General features: G+C 62.1%; 10 protein-coding genes. 7 read left to right on the top strand and 3 right to left on the bottom strand.

The window, feature by feature from the left end; all coding sequences use genetic code 11:
* The first annotated feature begins 7 nt into the window (after positions 1 to 7).
* The 7 genes from pglW to AC1DGE_RS09425 are packed head-to-tail and all read left to right on the top strand — an operon-like array spanning position 8 to position 21,331.
* Complete coding sequence (gene pglW, locus AC1DGE_RS09455) at positions 8 to 4,258, top strand: BREX system serine/threonine kinase PglW (RefSeq protein WP_476917345.1); 4,251 nt, start codon at positions 8 to 10, stop codon at positions 4,256 to 4,258.
* Positions 4,255 to 7,776 (top strand): BREX-2 system adenine-specific DNA-methyltransferase PglX, encoded by a 3,522-nt coding sequence (gene pglX, locus AC1DGE_RS09450; RefSeq protein WP_476917344.1) that lies wholly within the window; start codon positions 4,255 to 4,257, stop codon positions 7,774 to 7,776. The genes pglW and pglX (AC1DGE_RS09450) overlap by 4 nt, the downstream gene beginning before the upstream one ends.
* 51 nt (positions 7,777 to 7,827) lie before the next feature.
* Entirely contained in the window at positions 7,828 to 11,367 is a 3,540-nt protein-coding gene (gene pglX, locus AC1DGE_RS09445) for a BREX-2 system adenine-specific DNA-methyltransferase PglX (RefSeq protein ID WP_476917343.1), read from the top strand.
* Between the two features lie 4 nt (positions 11,368 to 11,371).
* Entirely contained in the window at positions 11,372 to 15,139 is a 3,768-nt protein-coding gene (locus AC1DGE_RS09440; RefSeq protein WP_476917342.1) for a BREX-2 system ATPase PglY family protein, read from the top strand.
* Positions 15,136 to 17,883 carry a BREX-2 system phosphatase PglZ gene (gene pglZ / locus AC1DGE_RS09435; protein ID WP_476917341.1) on the top strand — a complete coding sequence of 916 codons (2,748 nt, stop codon included), beginning with the start codon at positions 15,136 to 15,138 and terminating at the stop codon, positions 17,881 to 17,883. Before AC1DGE_RS09440 ends, pglZ begins: the two co-directional genes overlap by 4 nt.
* Positions 17,880 to 19,205 (top strand): BREX system ATP-binding protein BrxD, encoded by a 1,326-nt coding sequence (gene brxD, locus AC1DGE_RS09430; protein WP_476917340.1) that lies wholly within the window; start codon positions 17,880 to 17,882, stop codon positions 19,203 to 19,205. Before pglZ ends, brxD begins: the two co-directional genes overlap by 4 nt.
* 5 nt (positions 19,206 to 19,210) lie before the next feature.
* Positions 19,211 to 21,331 (top strand): DEAD/DEAH box helicase, encoded by a 2,121-nt coding sequence (locus AC1DGE_RS09425; protein ID WP_476917339.1) that lies wholly within the window; start codon positions 19,211 to 19,213, stop codon positions 21,329 to 21,331.
* Here AC1DGE_RS09425 and AC1DGE_RS09420 read toward each other — a convergent pair.
* From AC1DGE_RS09420 to AC1DGE_RS09410, 3 genes are all read right to left on the bottom strand, one after another.
* On the bottom strand, positions 21,328 to 21,648 hold the full coding sequence (locus tag AC1DGE_RS09420; RefSeq protein WP_476917338.1) for a hypothetical protein: 321 nt from the start codon (positions 21,646 to 21,648) through the stop codon (positions 21,328 to 21,330). The genes AC1DGE_RS09425 and AC1DGE_RS09420 overlap by 4 nt on opposite strands.
* Entirely contained in the window at positions 21,645 to 21,842 is a 198-nt protein-coding gene (locus AC1DGE_RS09415) for a hypothetical protein (protein WP_476917337.1), read from the bottom strand. The genes AC1DGE_RS09420 and AC1DGE_RS09415 overlap by 4 nt, the downstream gene beginning before the upstream one ends.
* Positions 21,843 to 21,935: 93 nt before the next feature.
* A complete protein-coding gene (locus AC1DGE_RS09410) occupies positions 21,936 to 22,526 on the bottom strand; it encodes an HNH endonuclease family protein (protein WP_476917336.1) in 591 nt (196 codons plus the stop codon).
* Between the last annotated feature and the right edge of the window lie 6 nt (positions 22,527 to 22,532).

Below are 22,532 nucleotides of genomic sequence, written 5' to 3'. Positions count from 1 at the left end.
GGGAGCATTGACTGAAGAACGCTGGGTTGAAGTCAGCCCGTCGCAGTTTCCCCATGAGATCGAGGGACTGCGCTATCTCAAGTCGAAGCTGCCCACCACCACGCCCTTCCGAGCATGGACGAACTTCGAGTTCCTGGACAACCAAGGTAGGTGGCATGAAGTTGACGCCTTAGTGCTTGCGCGCGGCCGTCTTCACCTCATCGAACTGAAGTATTACTCCGGCCGACTGCATGGAAACGACACCCAGTGGTTGCGTGACGGCCGACGGGCCGAGGAATCACCACTCCTCCTTGCAAGGCGTAAAGCTCAGCGCTTCAGTTCCAAGCTCAAGGATGAGCTCCGGTCCTGGGCGCGCGAGAAACAAGTCGACATCGCGGACGAGCGCAAAATCATTCCGTTCGTCCAGGAATCAGTGTTCCTGCACCACCCGGGCATGGTCAGCGAATTGAGTGGCACCGCTGCCTCGCATCTGTTCGGTCTCGACGAACGCGAAAACGAGTCGAATCTTCCCGGAATCAGCGACCTCCTTCTCGAGGAGCCCCGCGCGGACCGCGCCATCGGTCAAAACCAGGAAGTCATCCTCGCCGAGCTGATGGCTCGGATCGGTCTCGTCCAGCGGCGCGAACGCACCGCAGGTTCATGGATTATCGAAGACGGCGCTCTGGACGAGGGCGAAGGCTGGCAGGACTGGCGTGCCTACCACCAGGTGGTCAAGCAGGACACCGCCCGTATCCGCTTCCAGGTGTCAGACCCCGGGGCAGGCAATGCAGAGCGAGTCCGTGCGCGAAAGATCGCCGAACACGAATACCGGGTCATGAACCGACTGTCCCACGACGGGCTGCTCAAACCCCGAGATATGGTCGAGTCCGACCTCGGTGTGGGGCTGGTCTATCCGTTCGATGAGTCCATGCAGCGGCTTGATCTGTGGATTGCCGAGCAGGGGAACGGCGTCAGCCTGGCGGACCAACTCAGCATCATCCGGCAGGTTGCAGAAGTTATCGACTACGCGCACCGCAACGCAGTTGTGCACCGGGGGCTGTCGCCAAAGGTTGTATGGGTTGCACGGTCCAACGGTCGCCTTCGCGTGCAAGTAAGTGACTGGCAAACGGCGGGAGCGGCCGCCGCGGTGGGGACCGGACTTTCAGGGGACGACGGCGTCACACGGCTTTTCGGCGCGGACCAGACGTTCGTCGCGTCCGCAGCGGGAGATGACGCCTGGCTGACTGAGGCGTTCCGTGCGCCTGAGGGACGGTGGAGTGCGGCTGCCACGGACCGCGTGGGGTTGGACGTCTTCGGGCTCGGCGCCCTGGCGTACTACGTCGTCACCATGGTTCGGCCGGCGGCCTCTTCACTGGCGCTAGCTGAGCGGTTGCGGGAGCAGGGTGGCTTGGATATCGCCCCGGTACTTCCCCAAGTCGGCGAGGCTCTGCGCAAAGCGGTACTGGACGCCACCCGCCCGGTCCCGCGCGAGCGGCTGCGCACGGTGCAGGATTTCCTCAATGCCTTGGACAGCAGTACGCCTGGACCGAGGGACAGCGAGCCAGATACCGATCCGCTGGATGCGGTGCCAGGAACTCTTCTGGGAGACGGCCGGTTCACGGTCGTCCGCAGGCTCGGCAAGGGATCAACAGCCCAGGGGCTGATGGTCAAGGACACTCGGCCCGACGGCACCGAAACTGAACGGGTGCTTAAGGTCGCACTCAATGACAAGGCTGCGGACCGGCTGACAGCCGAAGCCGAAGTGATCGGGCGGCTTCGAGGCCCCCGCCTGGCCACTCTCGTTGAAGGGCCGTTCAATCTCAACGGCCGTACAGTACTGCTATTGGAGAGTGCAGGCTCCCAGACCCTCGACGAACTGATCCGAGATCGTGGGGGGAGACTCTCCATTGACCTCTTGGAACGCTTCGGCGCGGACCTGCTTGACGCCGTTGTTGCCTTGGATAAAGCTGGCATCGATCACCGCGATATCAAGCCCAGCAACCTCGGCGTCCGGGAAGACAGTCGCAAGGCCAAGCACCTTGTTCTTTTTGACTTCTCGCTTTCCCGGGCGCCGGCTGCCGCCCTCGACGCCGGCACGCCGCCTTACCTTGACCCGTTTCTCGGGGGAGTTCGTCCGCGTTTCGACTCGGCTGCCGAACGGTACGCCGCCGCCGTAGTGCTGTTCGAAATGGCAACTGGACACCGGCCCTACTACGGCGATCCGCTGGCAAACCCGGCAGCTGTTCCGGACGAGGCTACCGTTGAGCCCAAGTCCTTTGACCCATCGGTAGCAGCTTCGCTTGCTGATTTCTTCCGCCGCGCGCTTGCCCGCGATGCGAGTCTGCGTCACGACACGGCGGCGGAAATGCTCTCGCTGTGGCGGGGCGCCTTTACCCACGGAACGACCACAGCGCCGGAGGATGCTGACGAGCTCGCAGCCAAGGCAAAAGTCGAGACCGAGCTCGAGGCAGCCGGCCTATCCGCCCGGGCCTTGTCTGCTTTGGAACCTTTCGGCGTTCGCACGGTAGGGGACCTGGCGGCCGTGGACGCCGTGCGCCTCAACCGACTGTCGGGTGTTGCCGAGCCCACGCGCAAGGAAGTCAAGAGCCGTGCCAAACAATGGCGAGACCGGTTTGGCGCCGGGGACCGTGGCACGGAACTTGGTGCTTTGCCTCCTGTGGAGGACGTCGCCAAGATCTTGACCGACAGCGTGTCTTCCACCCGGTCGCCAGGCCGTGGGCAGATGGTGGCGCTGATCCTGGGCACTGAAGGGCACACGGACGCATTTGCCACCCAGGCTCAGCTGGCGGCTGCTCTTCCGACTCCAGTGACCTCCGGCCGAGCCAATCAGGTTCTCGAAGCGCTCCATAAGTCGTGGGCCGAAGATGCAGAGGCACTCGGGCTTCTCCGCAGCCTCGAAAGCATCGTGGATGAACGGCTGGATGCCCTCGGTAGCGTGGCCAGCATCAATGAGCTGGCTTCGGAGATTCTTCGATCCAGCACGGGCGCCCGCACCCGGGATGACATCGCCCGCCGCTCCGCCTTAGGACTACTCCGCATCGTTGTGGATCGACGGCGTGCACAGCTGCGTGCGGAAGAAGAGCTCGGTGCCATGGAGCTGCGGCGTCGCGATGGCCGGGCGCTCGCCATCGCACGGGAGCCAGGTCTCCTGGACATTGCCGAAGCGCTGGGCAGGGATGCAGACGCGCTACTGAGCGGAGGCTCATTCGGCGAGGCGCTCATCCCCGCGGACCGTGCCCGGACAAGACTCCTGCCCACCGCACAATCGGTCGCCGCGGATAATCCTCGACTTCTCGAGGGCACAAGACTGGTCCGGCTGGCGGCGGAAATGTCCCGGGCTGCCGCCTTCACCGGTGCGGCCGAACTCTACCGGCGCGATCTGGATCAGGCGAAGGCTGTGGCACTCACGTTCCAGGGAATTAGCACCGGGGAGCGGCTCAGCCCCAAAGAAATTCAGGATCGGGTCCATGCGCGCTTCCCCGCGCTGCCGGATCTGCCGCGCCGGCCGACCCTCGATATGGTGTTGGACCAGGCAGGCTTGGGCCTGAAATTCGATGAGGCTTCTCAGTGGTACTACAGTCCCACTGAGGGCGGCGACACCACAGGTCTTCATTCATACATGCCGACCGTGGTGGCTTCCCAGACGGACGATATCGATGCTGGCTCAGTGGCCCGGCGCCTCGAAGAAAGCTCGGCTCGACGCTCTTTCCTCACCCTCGGGTGTCCAGCGGATCGAATCGACAAGCTGGTCAACGTGCTCGAACACGAGTTTAACGCGCGGGTTCTTGATCTCACTGGCATTCTCATGGACGAGATGAAGCGCCTGGCCAACGAGCGCGCGGTTCCGCCGTGGGACGTCCTCGTGGCAGCCGACGCACAACTGGGGGAGAGCCGCGCCGGGAAGGGCCTCGCTGCCGTGGTGAAACGAGCCCTGCCGGCAGTCGAACTCGCCATTTCAGAGGCCGTGATGCAAGAGGACGACGGCGGCACTCCGCGCCCGGTTCTGCTCACCGAAGCCGCTCCACTGGCACGGTACGGGCACGCCCACGTTCTGCGACGGCTGAGCGACTTGGCCGTGGCCCGAGGACAGGCAGTTTGGCTGGTAGTACCGCAGCTGGCCGCGAATCAAGGCCCGCTGCTGGACGGTGTTCCCGTGCAAACTTCACCGAATCAATTTGTCCGTTTCGATCACATCTGGGTCGACACGAAGGCAAACACAATCCTCAAGACCACGCCTGCTATTGGAGTTCCTGAATGACTGTTTCGTCTCAGCTGACCGCTGATTTGCGCAAGCTTGTCTTGCGGTTGGAGGACGATCTGCGCGAACGGTTGGCGCAGGACGATGAGAATTTGTCGCGTTGGAGGGCAGAGCACCAGGGTGCGCTGGATGCGCAGCGGACGTCCTCGGCTTGGCAGGCGTGGCGGGATGACAAGATCACCCAGGCCGCGGTTGCCTGGATTTTGACGACGGTGTTCGTTCGGTTTGCTGAGGATAACGCTTTGGTCCGACCGGTATGGATTTCCGGTCCTGGGGCGCGGCGGCAGGAAGCGCTGGACGCGCAGATTGTGTTCTTCCGTGCCCACCCGGAACTAACAGACCGGGAGTGGCTGCTCGAGCCGGTGGAGTATCTCAAGAAGCTGCCGGCCACCGCTGATCTGGTGCGAGAACACTCGGCGCTGTGGCAGGTCCAGCCGTCAGGACGGATGGCCACGGAAATTCTTGAGTTTTGGAGGCAGACGGACGCCGCCGGACTACCGTCCTTTGATCTGGCAGACACTGAGCTGTCGACACGTTTCCTGGGTGATCTTTATCAGGACCTGTCCGACTATGCGAAGAAGACGTTCGCGCTCCTGCAGACGCCGGAGTTCGTCGAGGAGTTCATTCTCGACCAGACTCTGACTCCGGCTCTGGCGGAGAGGCCGCTGGAGGGTTTCAAGCTGATTGATCCGACCTGCGGGTCCGGTCACTTCCTGCTCGGAGCGTTTGCGAGGCTGACGGATGCATGGGGAGCCGAGGCGCCCGGGATGGACGTGCGTGCCCGGGTTCAAAAGGCCTTGGACGCGGTCCACGGTGTAGATCTGAACCCGTTTGCCGTGGCCATCGCCCGCTTCCGGCTCACTGTCGCCGCTCTGAGTGCCTGCAGCGAGACGTCCTTGGAGCTCGCGCCCGCCTTCAGCTTCCATATTGCAGCTGGTGACTCCTTGCTACATGGGCACGTGCAACAGGAGTTTCGGTTCGAGGGCTTCGACGCCGATGCAAAGCTTTCTGGGTTCGCCTATTCCACGGAGGACAGCGACCAGCTCAAGCGCATTCTCGCGCCGGGCCAGTACGACGTCGTGGTCGGCAACCCGCCTTACATCACGGTCAAGGACAGGACGCTAAACCGGCACTACCGCAACATCTACTCAACTTGCAAGGGTACATACGCACTCACCGTCCCATTTATGGAACGGTTTTTCGGACTCGCCAGGAGGGGCACAGAATCTCAACGAGCAGGCTGGGTGGGGCAGATAACATCGAACTCGTTCATGAAGCGCGGATTCGGCACGAAACTCATTGAAGAGTTTTTGCCCACCTTGGATCTCTGCACCCTCATTGACTCCGAGGGGGCTTGGATCCCAGGACATAACACTGACGGAACGCCTACGACGATCATTGTTGGCCGTAATCAGTCGCCGGTCAGAAGCACGGTTCGGGCTGCACTCAGCAAGGGGAAGCGCGAAACTAGGACAATGGCTGAGAGCGGCGAGCGACCGTATTGGGACGGAATATCGCAATTCATTGATGCTCCCGACGGATACGAGGATGAGTGGATATCTATTTCCGACGTCCCGAGAAACGCACTGGCTTCACATCCTTGGGTGCTAGGTGGCGATGGCGTGACTGAGACTATCGGGATAATCGCCAAGAATCCGTTAAAGCTTCATCAATTGATCGACGGAGAGATCGGGCGGGCAGTTCGGATCGGCGCCGACGAGCCCTATCTCCGCGATCGCCCTGGCCACGGCCCTGAGTCTGTGTGCGCAGTCCCGTTTCTCACAGGGGGTGCCGTGCGCGATTATGCCGCCAATGCACGCGAATTTGTCCTGTACCCGTACAAACATGACGACGCAGGACTTTCCGCCTTGCCGGAGTATTTGTGGCGCTATAGAACGACGCTTCGTGAGCGCTCGACCTTCAGCGGCAACATGGAGGACGCCAAACGCAAATGGTGGGAATTCATGCAGCACACCGCCAGCGCATACGAGACGCCGCTGTCTATAGCGTTCTCGAACGTTGCGTCACACAACCATTTTGGGTTGAACCGCGGCGGTACTGTCTTCAGCTCGCACGCCCCGGTTATCAAATTGCCAGCCGATGCGACAGAGGATGATCACCTGGCTCTGCTAGGTGTGCTCGGTAGCTCCCTGACATGCCTTTGGATGAGGCAACTTTCCCAGCCCAAGGGCGGTGCTGCCGAGCGCGCCTGGTCTCGGACATATGAATACACAGGCGGAACTGTGCAAGCGCTACCGCTTCCGAACGTCCGGCCAATCCATCTTGCACGGATAATGTCCAGCCTTGCAGCACGGCTAGAGTCGACGTCATCCGTTTTGTCAGGGCAGGCGCTGACTGCCGAGTCTCTCAAACAAGCACAAGCAGCTACTACGTCGCTCCGCTCCCAAATGATCGCAGTCCAGGAGGAGATGGACTGGGACTACTACCGGCTTTACGGCTTGGTGACCGAACGCCTGACTTACTGTGAGGATCTCCCCGACGTTCGTTTGGGGGAACGCGCCTTTGAGATCGCTTTGGCTCGTGGTCTGGCAGAAGGGAACGCCGACGGTTCGTGGTTTGACCGACACGGTTCGACCCCTATCACCGAGATCCCGTCGCGCTGGCCGGAGGATTATCGACGCGTAGTTCAGCGCCGCCTCGAGCTAATCGAGTCGAACTCGTCGATCCGCCTGCTGGAGCGTCCGGAGTACAAGCGTCGGTGGGCATCAGAGCCGTGGGAGAAGCAGCAGGAGCGTGCCCTGCGCAGTTGGTTGCTGGACCGGCTAGATGAGCGCTCGCTGTGGTTTGACAGGCAGGGTCGGCCCGCCGCACGCAGCATCGGCCAGCTCGCCGACATGATCTCCCGCGATAATGACTTCCTGTCCGTTCTGTCGCTGTGGGACGGCAGCCGGGATGTCAACGTTGTCAAGGCTCTCACCGGGCTGCTGATCGATGAGGCTATCCCGTATCTTGCTGCGCACCGACTCAAAGAGTCGGGACTCCGGAAGTATGAGGCCTGGGAGCAGGCTTGGGATCTGCAGCGGCGTGAAGACTCCGACGAATTCGTCGGCAACATTGCGGTCCCGCCGGTGTACTCCTCGGCAGACTTCCGGAAGGCGTCGTGGTGGCAGGCTCGCGGAAAGCTCGATGTACCAAAAGAACGGTTCATTCTCTACCCGGATGCCGCCCGTAGCACTGACCAGACTCTGCTGCTCGGGTGGGCAGGCTGGAATCATGTGGAGCAGTTCCTGGCGCTGGCCGCCGTCATGGATCAGCTCGTCGCGGACGGCGCACCAGACGAACAACTTATTCCGCTGGTGGCAGGTCTGGGCGAAATACTCCCGTGGGTAAAGCAGTGGCACGCCGACATCGACCCTGCTTACGGCGTGAGCATGGCGGACTTCTGCGCCCAGCAGTTCGAGGAGCGGGCAGCCCAGATCGATCGGTCCCATGGCCAGCTCAAGGCCTGGCGCCCCTCTATGGCCGTTAGAGGACGCAAAGCCAAGGTGACAGCATGAATCTGCGCCGCCCGACGTGCTGACAACCGCGCCCGCTATAGGAGTTTTTGAATGACTGTTTCGTCTCAGCTGACCGCTGATCTGCGCAAGTTTGTCTTGCGGTTGGAGGATGATCTGCGCGACCGGTTGGCGCAGGACGACGAGAACTTGTCGCGCTGGAAGGCAGAGCACCAGGCTGCACTGGATGCACAGCGGACGTCCTCGGCATGGCAAGCGTGGCGGGATGACAAAATCACCCAGGCCGCGGTTGCGTGGATTCTGACGACGGTGTTCGTTCGGTTCGCTGAGGACAATGGGCTGGTCCGTCCTGTGTGGATTTCCGGTCCTGGGGCGCGGCGCCAGGAGGCGCTGGATGCGCAGATTGTGTTCTTCCGTTCCCACCCTGAACTAACAGACCGCGAGTGGCTGCTCGAGCCGGTGGAGTATCTGACGAAGCTTCCCGCCACCAAGGACCTGGTGGGGGAACATTCGGCTCTGTGGCAGGTCCAGCCCTCTGGCAGGATGGCCACGGAGATCCTAGAGTTCTGGCGGCAGACGGACGCCGCCGGACTACCGTCCTTTGATCTGGCGGACCCGGGGCTGTCGACCCGATTCCTTGGCGACCTCTACCAGGACCTGTCCGACTATGCGAAGAAGACGTTCGCGCTCCTGCAGACGCCGGAGTTCGTGGAGGAGTTCATCCTCGACCAGACCCTCACTCCGGCCCTGACTGAGCGCCCTCTGGAGGGGTTCAAGCTGATTGACCCTACCTGCGGTTCGGGCCACTTCCTTCTTGGTGCGTTCGCGCGTCTTACCGATGAATGGGCAAGGCATGCGCCGGGCTTGGATGCGCGCGCCCGGGTTCAGAAAGCATTAGACGCAGTCCACGGCGTGGACTTGAATCCGTTTGCTGTGGCCATCGCCCGGTTCCGTCTCACGGTTGCCGCTCTGAAGGCCTGCAACGAGAGCTCATTGGAGGTCGCGCCGGCCTTTAACTTCCACCTTGCCGCCGGTGATTCCCTCCTCCATGGTCACATCCAGAGGGAATTCCAGTTCGACGGATTCGACGCCGACTCAAAGCTCTCAGGATTCTCATACGTTACCGAGGACCTCAAGCAACTCAAGCGCATTCTCCAGCCCGGACAGTACGACGTAGTCGTTGGCAACCCGCCATACATCACGGTGAAGGACAAGACCCTTAACGAGGCCTACCGCAAGCAGTACACGACGTGCAAAGGCACGTATGCCATGACCGTTCCATTTATGGAGCGGTTCTTCGGACTCGCCAAGCACGGTACCGCATCCCAGCCTGCCGGGTGGACTGGGCAGATAACGTCAAACTCGTTCATGAAGCGGGAGTTCGGCTCCAAACTCATCGAGGACTTCCTGTCCCGCCAAGACCTGCGGCTCGTTGCTGACACTGCTGGCGCACATATCCCTGGCCACGGCACACCGACAATAATCATTATCGGACGTAACCAGCTGCCGGTTGGGCCCGCCGTCCGTGCAGTTCTGGGGGTCCGCGGAGAACCGGGCCTACCGGCCGATCCCGCGCTTGGCCTCGTATGGAGATCGATAACACAAAATGTAAAGAACCCCGGTTACGACGATGAATGGGTCAGCGTTGCAGATATTCCTCGTAGAGCGCTCGACAATCATCCTTGGAGCCTCGCCGGTGGTGGGGCTCTCGCCGTGAGTCGGACCATAGAAACGGCCTCGACAAGGCGGGTTTCGGATATCACCGGCGACATCGGATTCATGGTCGTCACCCGAGAAGACGATGCCTACCTGGTTGGCGATGCTCTCCTGCGGCGTCGTGGAATTGCGGATGACTTGAGACGAAATGTCTTCAGCGGCAGTGACCTGAGGGACTGGACGCATTATGAGGGGGTCCGGGCTCTCTGCACCTACGATGAACTTGGAAGTGCATCCCTAGACAAGCCGGCCGAGCGCCTGCTGTGGAACGTAAAGCAACACCTACTTAACAGGCGTGCGCTAAGTGGATTCCAGACTGAACAGGGCCTCCAATGGTGGGAGTATTCACAACTGAATCGCAGGCGCTACCTGGCGAACCTACTAATCTCGTTCGCAGAAGTGGCCACCCACAATCACTTTGTCATGAACCGAGATGCTAGTTTGTTCATCCGCTCGGCACCGGTGATTAAGCTGCCTGAAGACGCGACCGAAGACGACCACCTCGCTCTCCTCGGGGTCCTTAACTCCTCCGTAGCTGGCTTCTGGCTGCGCCAAGTGTGTGGGTCCAAGGGCGGATCGGGCATCGGGCGTGGCATACAGGCCGAGGCGTGGATGGAGCGGTTTAACTTCAACTCGACGAACGTCGCCGAGATTCCGCTGCCCGACTCATTTCCTCTTAAGCAAAGCAAGAATTTGGATTCTCTGGTCCAACTTCTTGCGTCTCACACTCCGGCGGCGGTTGCCGCCAACAACATCCCTAACCTGGAGTCACTTTCGGATGCGCGGAAGGTCTATGAATCCACCCGTCGGCAAATGATCGCCGAGCAGGAGGAACTGGATTGGGAGACCTACCGCTTGTACGGACTTATCGAAAATGACTTAACTTGCCGTGGCGACTCTACTCCGGGGGTCGCCCTAGGCGAACGCGCCTTCGAGATTGCGCTGGCTCGACAGCTCGCGGCCGGTAACGCTGATTCGGCGTGGTTTGATCGGCACGGATCGAAGGCCACCAACGATGTCCCGCCGCAGTGGCCGTGCGAGTACCAGTCGCTCGTCCAGCGCCGGCTTGATTTGATCGATTCGAACCCGTCAATCCGCCTGCTGGAGCGTCCGGAGTACAAGCGTCGCTGGGCTATGGAGCCGTGGGAGAAGCAGCAGGAGCGTGCCCTCCGTGGCTGGTTGTTGGAGCGCTTAGAGGATCGGTCACTGTGGTTCGATCGGCAGGGCCGGCCGGCGGCCCGAAGCGTGAGCCAGCTCGCCGATATCGTCTCTCGCGACGACGACTTCCTGTCTGTTCTGTCCCTGTGGGACGGCAGCCGGGATGTCGACGTCGTCAGGGCACTCACTCAGCTCCTGACCGACGAAGCTGTCCCGTATCTCGCAGCGCAACGACTTAAGGACTCGGGCCTCCGAAAATTCGAAGCGTGGGAGCGGACATGGGAGCTGCAGCGCCGCGAGGACGCCGGCGAAGACGTCGGCTCCATCCCGGTTCCACCCAAATACACTTCCGCGGACTTCCGGAAGGCATCGTGGTGGCAGGCCCGCGGAAAGCTCGACGTGCCCAAGGAACGGTTCATCCTCTACCCCGGCGCGGGCCGCTCCACCGACCAAACACTGTTGCTTGGATGGGCCGGCTGGAACCATGTGGAGCAGTTCCTGGCGCTGGCCGCCATCATGGATCAGCTAGTGGCAGACGGCGCACCGGACGAGAAACTAATTCCGCTGGTGGCAGGTATGGTCGAAATACTCCCGTGGGTGAAACAGTGGCACGCCGACATCGACCCCGCTTACGGTGTGAGCATGGCCGACTTCTGCGCGCAGCAGTTCGAAGAGCGGGCGGCCCAAATCGGTCGATCCCTTGACCACCTCAAAGCTTGGCGCCCCACAACGACGGCCGCGGGCGTAGAGCTAAGGTGACACAATGAGCTTCGCGAACGACAAGAACGAGAGCCGGAATGGGGAAGGCAGAATGCCAGAGTTGTTGAGGGATGTCTTTGAGATTCCAGATCGTGCCGGAAGCGAAGACTATGTCCTTCGGCTGACGGACAGCGTTTCCGGCGAAGGTGCCAAACATGCTGTCGAAGACTACGTGGTCACCCCCGCGATTGCTGATGCCTTCGATGCCGCGCTCGGGCTCGTCTCCAATGCACTCAGCACCGGGTTTAACCGCGGCGCGTTCCTAGCCGGCTCATTTGGTTCCGGTAAGTCGCACTTCATGGCGGTCCTCCACGCACTCCTACAGCACACTCCGGAGGCACGCTCGCTCCCTGAGCTGCAATCCGTCGTCGCGCGTCATGATCCGACGCTGGAGAACAAGAAGATTCTGCCGCTGGCATTCCACTTTCTTGACGCCGATTCGATGGAGCAGGAACTCTTTGACAGCTATATCAAGCAGATCAAGGCGCTCCACCCGGAGGCACCCCTGCCTGCCTTCTTCCCCTCCGACGCCCTCTTGCGCGATGCAGAGGGGCTGAGAGAGCGGCTGGGAGATGACGCCTTCTTTGCCGGCCTTGGCTCCGAGGCCGGCGACGACGAGTGGGCAGGACTCCTGGGGTCCAGCTCTTGGGACCGTGCCCGCTATGACGGAGCCCGGGCAGCGGCACCTCAGAGCGCGGAACGCCAGGAACTGGTGAGCGCTCTCGTTGACGGTTACTTCAAGTCCTACGCACGCCATGCCGAATACGTGGATCTGGACACCGGACTAGAAGCGATGTCCAACCACGCCAAGTCTCTCGGCTACGACGCCGTCGTCCTGTTTCTCGACGAACTGGTTCTCTGGCTCGCGTTCGCCATGCAGACCCCTGAGTTCTTCCGCCGGGAATCGCAGAAACTCACGAAGCTCGTCGAAGGTGAATATGAAAGGCTTGCGGCACCGCTCATTTCCATCGTTGCCCGCCAAATGGACCTCCGTCGCTGGTTTGCGGACTCGGGCGCCAGCGGTAGCGAACAGGAAGCGTTGGACAGAGCCTTCCGCCACCAGGAAGGACGGTTCTCGTCCATCGTCCTGGGCGACGACAACCTGCCGTACGTAGCCAGCAGACGACTTCTCAAGCCCAAGAACGATGCCGCACGCCACGCCATCGAGGACGCGTTCTCCGGACTTGATCGTGCGCCTGCCGTCTGGGATGTGCTTCTCGACGGGGTCAATGCCGACGATCAGCACCGCGGATCGGACGAGGCCGCCTTCCGGATGACATACCCGTTTTCGCCGGCGCTAGTCTCCACTCTGCGCTCCTTGTCCAGCGTCATGCAAAGGGACAGGACCGCGTTGAAGGTCATGCAGCAGATGCTAGTTGACCGCCGTGATGCGCTGACGATTGACGACGTCATTCCAGTGGGTGACGCCTTCGACTACATCGTCCAGGGCAAAGGTGACGCTGTCCTCGACCCGCAGGCTGCCGCCCTGTTCCGTTCGGCGACGCAGCTCTACCAGGAGAAGCTCCGTCCCCTCATTTTGAGGGTTCATGGCTTGACGCAGGCGGATCTAGATCAGCCGGACCGGGTCACCAGCGGCTACCTCGCCGACGACCGCTTGGCCAAGACACTGCTGCTTTCCGCCGTCGCGCCCAAAGTTCCGGCGCTGAAGGGACTTACCGCCGCCCGACTGGCATCACTGAATCATGGTTCCATCGTCTCCCCACTCCGGGGCGGCGAGGCAGGCGTCGTTCTGTCCAAGGTGCGCGACTGGGCACGCCACGTTCCTGAAATCCACGTGGATGCGGATCCCCGCAACCCTGTCATTCGGGTTCAGCTCTCAGACGTCGACTACGAATCGATCGTGGAGCGGGCCAAGGGAGAAGACAACGCGGGCCGGCAGCGCGAGCTGCTTCGTGCCCTGATCACGGAGAGCCTGGGAATTGATCTCGGCTCACCGGACATCAGCGGCGCACATCGTCACAGCGTCATCTGGCGCGGCTCCAAGCGCGAAATCGAAATCGTCTTCGGCAATGTCCGGGATGCAGGCGACATCACGGAGGACCGACTCCAGGCCGGTGCAGGTGCCTGGCGCTTCGTGATTGACCACCCGTTCGATGAATCCGGGCACTCATCGGTGGAGGATATACAGCGCATCGATTCGCTCCGGTCCCGAAACTTCACCTCGCGGACGGTGCTGTGGTTGCCGCGCTTCCTCTCCGGAGACCGTATGAAGGATTTGCGCCGGCTGGTCATCCTTGACTGGCTGCTCGGTGGCAGCGGGGACCGGTGGGCGAGCCATGCGGACCACCTGGGAGAGGTGGATCGCGCCCAGGCCCGCAATATTCTGGAAGCGCAGCATAGTTCGCTCCGAGACAGCCTGCTTCGAGTCATTCAGCAGGCTTACGGTGCAGCATCGGCAGAACCGGGGGCATTGCTCGACGACGGCGGCACGGGCCAGGTTCTGTGGTCCCTGGACCCCGGCTTCGATCCTGCCCCTCCAGTGGGGGCAGGCTTGGCGTCTGCCTTTCAACAGCTCGTAGTGAAGGCATTCGATGCGACGTACCCCGGGCACCCGAAGTTTGAGCCTGCCGACGCCGAAGTGCGCCAACCTGAGCTGAAGGCCGTCGTCGCGCATCTGGAACGCGCCGTAGGCGACCCTGAGCACCGCGTCCAGCTCGAAGGCGATGCGCGAAGCATCCGGCGCGTGGCCAACGCGCTCCGCGTCGGCGAAGCCACGGAGACCCATTTCCTGTTCGGCGATGACCGCTTCGGCGACTGGGGCCCGACGCTGGTACGCGGTCTGTCCCGCAACGGCGTGGATGAAGACGGCCCCGTAACCGTAGCGCAGCTGCGCGCGGTCATCGATGCCGTGGAACCATCCCAGGGACTGCGACCGGAGGTTGCTGACCTGGTGATTCTGGGGTGGGGGCTGCTGCGCCAGCGTGCCTGGTTCAGCTTCGGTGCACCACAGTCAGGACTGCCGGTGCCAGGCACGCTGCAGCCGGGGATGGAGCTGCGACCTCAGCCGATGCCGACCGCTGAGGAGTGGAACAAGGCGCGAAAGCGTGCCGCCACGATCTTTGGTGTTGCCGACCGTCCATACCTGACGCCGTCGGCAGTTGCTGCGCTGTCCGGCGACGTTCAGGAGCGTGCTAAGGCCCTATACGAGCCCTCACAGACGCTGGTCTCGGGCCTCGAAGGCGCCTATTCCCGGCTCGAGATCTCGGACGGAGACCGCCTTGAGATGGCGCGCCGCACGTCTGTACTGGTCGGCGTGCTGCGAGACCAAAGCGGTGTCGTCCTCATCAGGCATCTGGCTGGCCTCGAGCTGCCAGGCCAGGACGAAGAGGCAGCCAAATCCCTGTCATCCGCAGGTCTTGTGGCCCAAAAGCTCCGGGACTTCCAATGGGAGCGGCTCGGGCCGCTGAGGCAGAGCAGCGCGGGCGCGGACGAGCGGTCAGCTCGGGCGCGCCGCATCCTGGACGACCTTCGGGGATCTTTGCGGGCGAACGAACAGGCGGACCGGGCTACTGCGGCTCTTGAGAAGGCTGACAGAGACGGTTTCGCTTGGGTTGCAGGAGCAGTGACACCACCAGGTCCAGGTGGGGGCGGCACTGGCGGCTCGAACGGAGGGAAGGGCGGCCGAGTTGGCCACTGGCAGCAGACAGTTCTCGAGCCTGGTGATGCTTTGAGCCTATTGGAAGTTCAACTACAGGAGATACTCTCGTCCGGCGTCAAGTCCGTTGAGGTTCAGTGGAGAGTGATCGAATGATCGGACTGGCGCCTGCGGCTGTTTCCGTGACCCCGGCCGCAATTCAAGCGATGGTTGCTAAGGCCCGAGGGACGGATGGGCGGCGTAAGGGCGGCGTCATTGGCATTCGTGCGCTCCCTGATCCCGACGGCGCCGCGACGCTCACGGACAAAGGTCAGAGAATCGACGTCGTGCCCTGCGTCTCCTCGTTGGCAATTCGGGACGCACTGCATCAGCGACGCGACGCCGAGTGGCTGGTTATTCTCACCGACCGGACGGAGTCCGACCTCGGCCCGGGTATCCTTTCGCACTTCGTCTGGCAGCAGCTGCGCAACCCGGACCCCTGGGACGCGGTACGGCAGAGGTTCGCAGCGATTTCATTGGACCGTGCACTGCTTCGTGAAGGGAGCCGTGCGGAGATTGCCTACGGGCTTCTTAGGACGGCGCCCGAGGACGGATGGCCGCCGGCGCCGGCCGGCGTATTGTCGCGCGACCACGCACTCGGCTCAGTTGCGAGTAAGCAGCTCGGTCTGCCGTTTCACGGGATCGACGCTTTTGCGGTGCTCTCCTGGACGTCCGGCTTTGGGGCGGCCGCAACGATCGGCGACCTTCGTCGTGACGCAGGCGATGCCTTGGCCGATGCGGTCCTCCGCTGGCTCGCTGCGCGTCTCGGTGACGGCGAACGCCCAATGTTGCATCTACTGACGAGCGGACAGCCAGAACAAGTGCTGCCGCTCGGCGTCGTCCTCCATTTGTTGACCTCTGCGAAGGCAACTGGAGCGGGTGAGCGACGAACGCAGGCAGAACTCGCCCTGGCGCGACTGGAGCATCGGTGGGCCGGCGAATCCATCACCGGCGCGGAACTTCAGGCTTTCGGTGCCATGTGCATCGGCGTGGTTAAGGATATGCTGGCGCGCCCGGAGAGTTGGCGCGCGGGTCAGGCAGCACTTGCGGCCGCCGACCGCGTCTTGAAGGACGTTAATGCCCAGCCACTCGCAAACGACTCTTACCTGCTGCCGTCCTCCCTGAACCGGGCATACCAGGTTCTCGGCTGCGCCCTCGGCGGGACTATCCAGTCGGTGGAAGCTGCCTGGGAACTCGTCACGAAACACCCGCTGAGCGCCGTAGGGCTCGAGGACGCCCAGGACTCCAGACGGCAGCCGTTCCAAGCAGCGGTGCGGCTTGAGCGATGGCTTGCCGAGGATTCTGCCGACGGCAATGATCTGGCCTCCTTGGCCCTCCGGCAAAGCCATACTGACGCTTGGGTTGATGCCGCCATCAACACAGCGGCACAGGGGATAGACGAACCCGAGCTGGCGCGTTCTATCGAATCAACGGTTGTCAGAGCTCAGCAACGCAGGACCCTACATGACCGGGAATTCGCGCAAAAGCTGGCCATCGCCACGTCTGCTGCGAGCCTCATCGAGGGAGTCTCCGGGCGTGAGCCCGTCTGGCTGATCGAAGATCTCCTGCCCAAGGTGGTCGCCAAGCTCGCGAGACAAAGTCCAACCTTGCTGCTTGTCCTCGACGGCATGAGCACAGGCGTCGCGACGCAGGTGATGGCCAGCGTCTTAGCTCGTCCGGACGGATGGGCCGAGATAGTTGCCAAGGGAACCAGCAGGCGAGCCTGCGGACTGGCGGTGCTGCCGACAATTACCGAGCACAGCCGTACGTCTCTTTTGACGGGCAGATTGCTCTCGGGCGGACAGTCCGAGGAACGGACTGGGTTCGCCGCCGTCGCCAAGTCAGCCGGCCTGAAGGGCTCGGTGCTCTTTCACAAGAAGCCGCTCGATTCCTCGCGTCCCGGGCACCTGCTCGCTGCTGATGTGGCATCGGCCATAGCTGACACAGAGGGGCTTCCCCTCGTGGGATCCGTGTTGAACACCATCGACGACGCTTTGGATCGCAGCGATCCCGCCGGAACGTCCTGGACCGACGACGCCGTTCGTCACTTACGTCCCCTATTATCGGCCGCCCTTGCGGCCGGTCGAACGGTGGTATTGACTGCCGACCACGGGCATGTGGTGGAGCGGCGCGCCGGAACCCAGCGGAGCTTTGACGAGACATCCAGCGCACGGTCCCGCGCAGCATTCGGAACCCCTGGTGAAGACGAAATCGCCGTGGCCGGGCCACGAGTATTGGACCACGGCGGAAAGGCCATCCTGGCGGTCGACGAGAGTCTCCGATACGGGCCGCTCAAGGCCGGATACCACGGAGGAGGATCGCCGGCTGAAGCGGTCGTGCCGCTCGCCGTCGTCATTCCGGACGGAGTGGTGCCCGAGGGGTGGGAGTTGGCGCCACCCCAAGAACCGCTGTGGTGGTCACTTTCGTCGGGTACCACTCAGGCGCAGCCCTCGCCGCTTCCGCCAAAAAGCAAGAAGGCTCGTGACGAAGGCCCGGACCTCTTTTCGGAGCTGGAAGGCTCTGCGAACGCACGTACAGCCGGAACGAAGCCCGCCAACTTGGGGGCTCGCGTCGTGGCCACCGCGGGCTATAAGTCCCAACGAAAAATTGCGGGGCGCGTGACGCTCCTCGATGGTCAGATCGAAGCCTTCGTCGACGCTGCGGTTACTGCGGCAGGTTCACGGTTGCCCCTTCACGCTGCTGCGGTCGCGATCGGCGTGCCCATTCAGCGCATCAGCGGCGCTGTTGCACAGTTGCAGAAGCTGCTGAACGTGGAAGGCTACCCAGTTCTGCGGCTGGACGGGAATTCACTTGTCATCGACGAACCACTGCTCCGCGAGCAATTTGAGGTCGGGACGTGACGGCCGACGTTTCGCCTCGTCGCCGTAGGGAGGTAATTGACGCGCTTCGCCGTGGCACTGTACCCGCCAACGGCTTGGACCTGCTAGCCGTGGGCCTGGACCGATTCCACGTCGCGTTGAGCGACGAGCTCAGCTCAGTGGCGTCCGGAGGCGCCACGGTCAAAGCAGTGCGAGGCGAATACGGCACAGGCAAGACGTTTTTCGCCCGATACCTGTCCGAGCTGGCGTTGAAGAATGGCTTCGCCACCGCGGAAGTGCAGATCTCGGAAACGGAGACTCCACTCCACAAGCTCGAGACTGTCTATCGGCGGATTACAGAATCGCTCCGGACTGCATCGGTCGCCCCCAGCGCATTCCGTTCCGTCCTGGACGCCTGGTTGTTCACACTGGAAGATGACGCCCTGGCCGCGGAGCCAGGCCTCGCTGATGCAGGGGCGGCTGCTCTCGAAGCGGCGACGGCCCGACTGTTGGACGACCGGTTGGCCTCGGTAAGTGCCAAGACGCCGGCCTTCGCGCAGGCGTTGCGCGGTTACCGTTCCGCCGTCGCCACGGGGGATGCCCCCGCCGCCGACGGGCTTGCAGCGTGGCTGGGCGGCCAGCCGCACGTCTCGGCCGCAGCAAAGCGCATCGCGGGTGTCCGCGGTGACCTCGACCATTTCGGCGCACTGGGGTTCCTTCAGGGCTTACTGCTCGTCCTGCGAGACGCGGGGCATCCTGGTCTGCTGGTCGTTCTGGACGAGGTCGAGACACTGCAGCGGGTCCGGGGCGACGTCCGGGACAAGGCGCTGAATGCGCTGCGCCAGCTCATGGATGAAGTGGATTCGGGGAGGTTCCCCGGCCTGTACCTTGTCATGACCGGCACCCCTGCGTTCTTCGACGGGCCCTCCGGCGTGCCGCGTTTGCCCCCGCTGGCGCAGCGGCTAGCCACGGATTTCGCCACGGAAGGTCGCTTCGACAATCCGCGTGCCGTCCAGATCAGGCTGGCCGGATTCAACCATGATTCCTTGGTTGAGCTGGGCAAACGCGTGAGGAATCTGTACTCGGCAGGAAGTTCCTCTGACGACCGCATCGCGGCTCTGGTGGACGACGCCTACCTCAAGGATCTGGCTTCGGCAGTCGCTGGAGGACTGGGGGGAAGGGTTGGCATTGCACCCAGGCTTTTCTTGAAGAAGCTGGTGGGTGACGTACTGGATCGCGTCGACCAGTTTGCTGACTTCGACCCGCGCCAGCACTACTCACTGACTTTGTCCCGCGAGGACATGAGCGAAGTAGAACAGAACGCGAGCAAGCTCTCAGCCGGTGACATCGAGCTGGAACTCTAGCTCGCATGAGCGGATTCGACCGGCTGAGTCCGGCAGTGCAGCATCACATTGTCAATTCCCTGGGCTGGCCGGCCCTTCGTCCGCTGCAGGACGAAGCCGTACAACCTCTGCTAAGAGGTGACGACGCTCTGCTACTCGCGCCCACAGCCGGCGGCAAGACCGAGGCCGCAATGTTCCCGCTGCTCTCTCGCATGTCCGTTGAGGAATGGCGCGGAACATCGGTACTTTACATATGTCCGTTGCGGGCGCTGCTGAACAACCTGGAACCCAGGATTGGCACATACGCATCTTGGCTGGGCCGCACGGCTTCGGTGAGGCATGGAGACACGACGGCAGGCGTGAGGCGCCGGCAGCTTCTGGAATCACCAGATATCTTGCTAACCACCCCGGAGTCACTCGAGTCCATGCTGGTCTCCACCAGCAGCGATCCGAAACGATTCTTTGCTGATCTCCGCGCCGTCGTCGTGGACGAGGTCCACGCATTCGCCGGCGATGACCGGGGCTGGCACCTTCTCGGTGTTCTCGAACGACTCACCAAATTGTCGGGCCAGCCGCTCCAGCGAATTGGTCTCTCCGCGACGGTTGGCAACGCGCCCGAATTGCTTCACTGGTTGCAGGGAGGCGCAGCAGGAAGACCGGCCGCGGTGGTGTCTCCAGACGCCAGCGCGGCAGGTGCCCCGCAGATGGACCTGGATTTCGTCGGAAGCACCTCGAACGCGGCGAAGATTGTCGCTGGACTCCACCGCGGCGAGAAGCGCTTGGTCTTTGCCGACTCTCGCCGAGTAGTCGAAGAGTTGGCACTGGCACTCCATGACAGTGGCGTCGAGACCCATGTCTCCCATTCTTCGCTGTCGGTGGACACCCGGCGCCGCTCTGAGGCGGCGTTCGCCGTCGGGCGCGACTGCGTCATTGTCTCCACCTCAACACTCGAGCTCGGTATTGACGTAGGGGATCTGGACCGGGTGATTCAACTGGGTTCCCCCCGCACGGTTGCCTCTTTGTTGCAGCGACTGGGCCGAACCGGCCGGCGCGCTGAGACGACGCGAAACATGTTGTTCCTCGCCACCGAGGAGTCCGAATTCCTCCGGGCCTCCGGTTTGCTGCTGCTTTGGTCTGAAGGATACGTCGAGCCTGTGGTGCCGCCGCTGTCACCCCGGCACGTCGCCGCGCAGCAGATACTCGGCGTCACCCTCCAAGAACGGCGCATTGGTCAGAGCCAGTGGCCCTCCTGGTTTGGAGGACTCGAACTGGCGGCCCCGGGGGAATGGCAGTCGATTCAGGAGTGGCTGCTCGACCAAGGCCATCTTGATTCGGACGGCGGAATGTTATTCGCAGGACCTGAAGCCGAAAAACGATACGGTCGGATTCACTACAGGGACCTGATGGCGGTATTTACTGCGGATCCGCAGGTGGTGATTCTTCATGGTCGCCAAGAGGTCGGGGCCGTGGACCCGATGTTGCTTCAACGGAAGGTGGACGGTCCGAGGCTCATCACGTTGGGAGGAAGGCCTTGGGAAGTGACGTACGTCGATTGGAAGCGCCGTCGGGCCTACGTCGAGCCCTCAATACGGGGCGGGGTGGTCAAGTGGACCAGCATTCCGCAGCCGTATTCGTTTGCGCTCTCAGACGCGATCAGGCGTGTACTTCTAGGTGCGGATGCCCGAGGAGTCCGAACGACCAAGAGGGCTGAGAACATGGCGTTGGAACTCCGGGACGAGTACTCAAACAGGGTGGACGAAACTCGTACCGTCGTCGGATCCGGTGGAGGAAGCCGAGTTCGATGGTGGACCTGGGCTGGCGCAAAAGGCAATGCAGTACTAGCGGCAGCGCTGTCCGCCGTCCGCCCCGAACTTTTTGAAACGAACACCGCCTACGACAACTGGCAGATTGCCCTGCGCGGCGACGCAACCGCAGGTGCCGTGGCATCCGCTGTAACCGCGGCCAAGGCCGCATTCGGAGCGGACTTCCGCGGAGTGGTACCGAGCGTTGATGAGCGCGCCGTCAGACAGCTTAAGTTTTTCGAAATGCTGCCGCCGGAATTGGCTATGCGGACGGTGGCAGAGCGCATGACCGACTACGAGGCTGCAGCGGCGGTTGCGTCGCGGGGCTTCCTCAATTTGAGCTAGAGCTTGTCGATCCAGGTGTCTTCTTCTCGGAGATCCCAGGCAGAAGCTCCTTCGGGTCGCGGCTTTGCCGCCGAATTCTCCCTAATCCGCTTCAGGACGCGGTGGGCTTCGGCTGCTGTCAGTTCTCGAAGCGATGTCAACGGCCGAACGACGCAGCTTTGTGCTATTTCTTGGCGACGTTCCTGGCTCTCTATACCGGCGGTGGTAAATGCTTCGCGGATGGCACGCACCTGGTCGTCTCGAATCGGAAGCTCTGCAGGATCAGCGCTTTGAGTGGGTTCTTCTTCTGGGGCAATGTTGAATAATGCGTCAGTCACAAGGACGAGGATACGTTGTTCGAGCCGACGGGGCCTTGTTTTGCACCGGCCTGGTACTGGGGCTCGAGATCGAACCGGTGGTCCTGATCGACCCTGCGACGTTCGGCAAGGGCATCGAAGCGGTCTTCGACGGTTATGTCGCGATGACCCAGGGCGACACGGCAGCTGTTCATCTTCGCAACCTCGGAGGCCACACACAATCCTTTGCCAGGACGAGATGGACACCGAATCAATGCATCGCCCAACCTCCGACGGAACCAACGGGAAACACCGGCGGGACTGCCCGGCTAATACGTCCGCCCAGATAATTCAGCCAGCGCGTTCCGAAACAGGGACCTAGCGGCGCCCGGAATCCTAGCCTTCCAATCGTTTATCGAAATGCGCAGCGCCTGACCGTTGATCGCCGCAAGGTAATTGACGTCATCGAGGCGAAACACCTCAATAGTCTCGCGTCCTTTGGACGAGCGCACCTTCGGCGCTCCGACTCGTTGACTTCCGCCCGCATACGTACCCAACATGTGGTCATCAACTAGATCCAAGTACGGATGCACCAGCACGAATTCGGAGTCCACGTAGTTCGGAGCGACCGTTGCGACGGAGTTGTATTCGAGCTTGAAAATCGAATTGCAACTATGGCAGGTAACGACTAGGTTCATCGGTTCGAACGTCCATTGCGGGAAGCGTTTTTTTCCCTTGGGTGCAAAATGATCGACGGACCAAGCTCTCCTGTTGGCGATATCACCAACGAAATAACCGCAAAAGGCACACTGATCGCGCTGGTTTGCAAGTGCCCAAGTTACAAACGCCTTGACTTTATTTGTCTGTCTTGACCAGTTCGGAAGTGTTCCATCTGCTCGTGGTTGCGGCGTCAAGTCCATTGTCGG

The sequence above is a fragment of the Arthrobacter sp. 05N425 genome, assembly GCF_056397125.1.
This window is presented reverse-complemented; position numbering and strand designations above follow the sequence as displayed.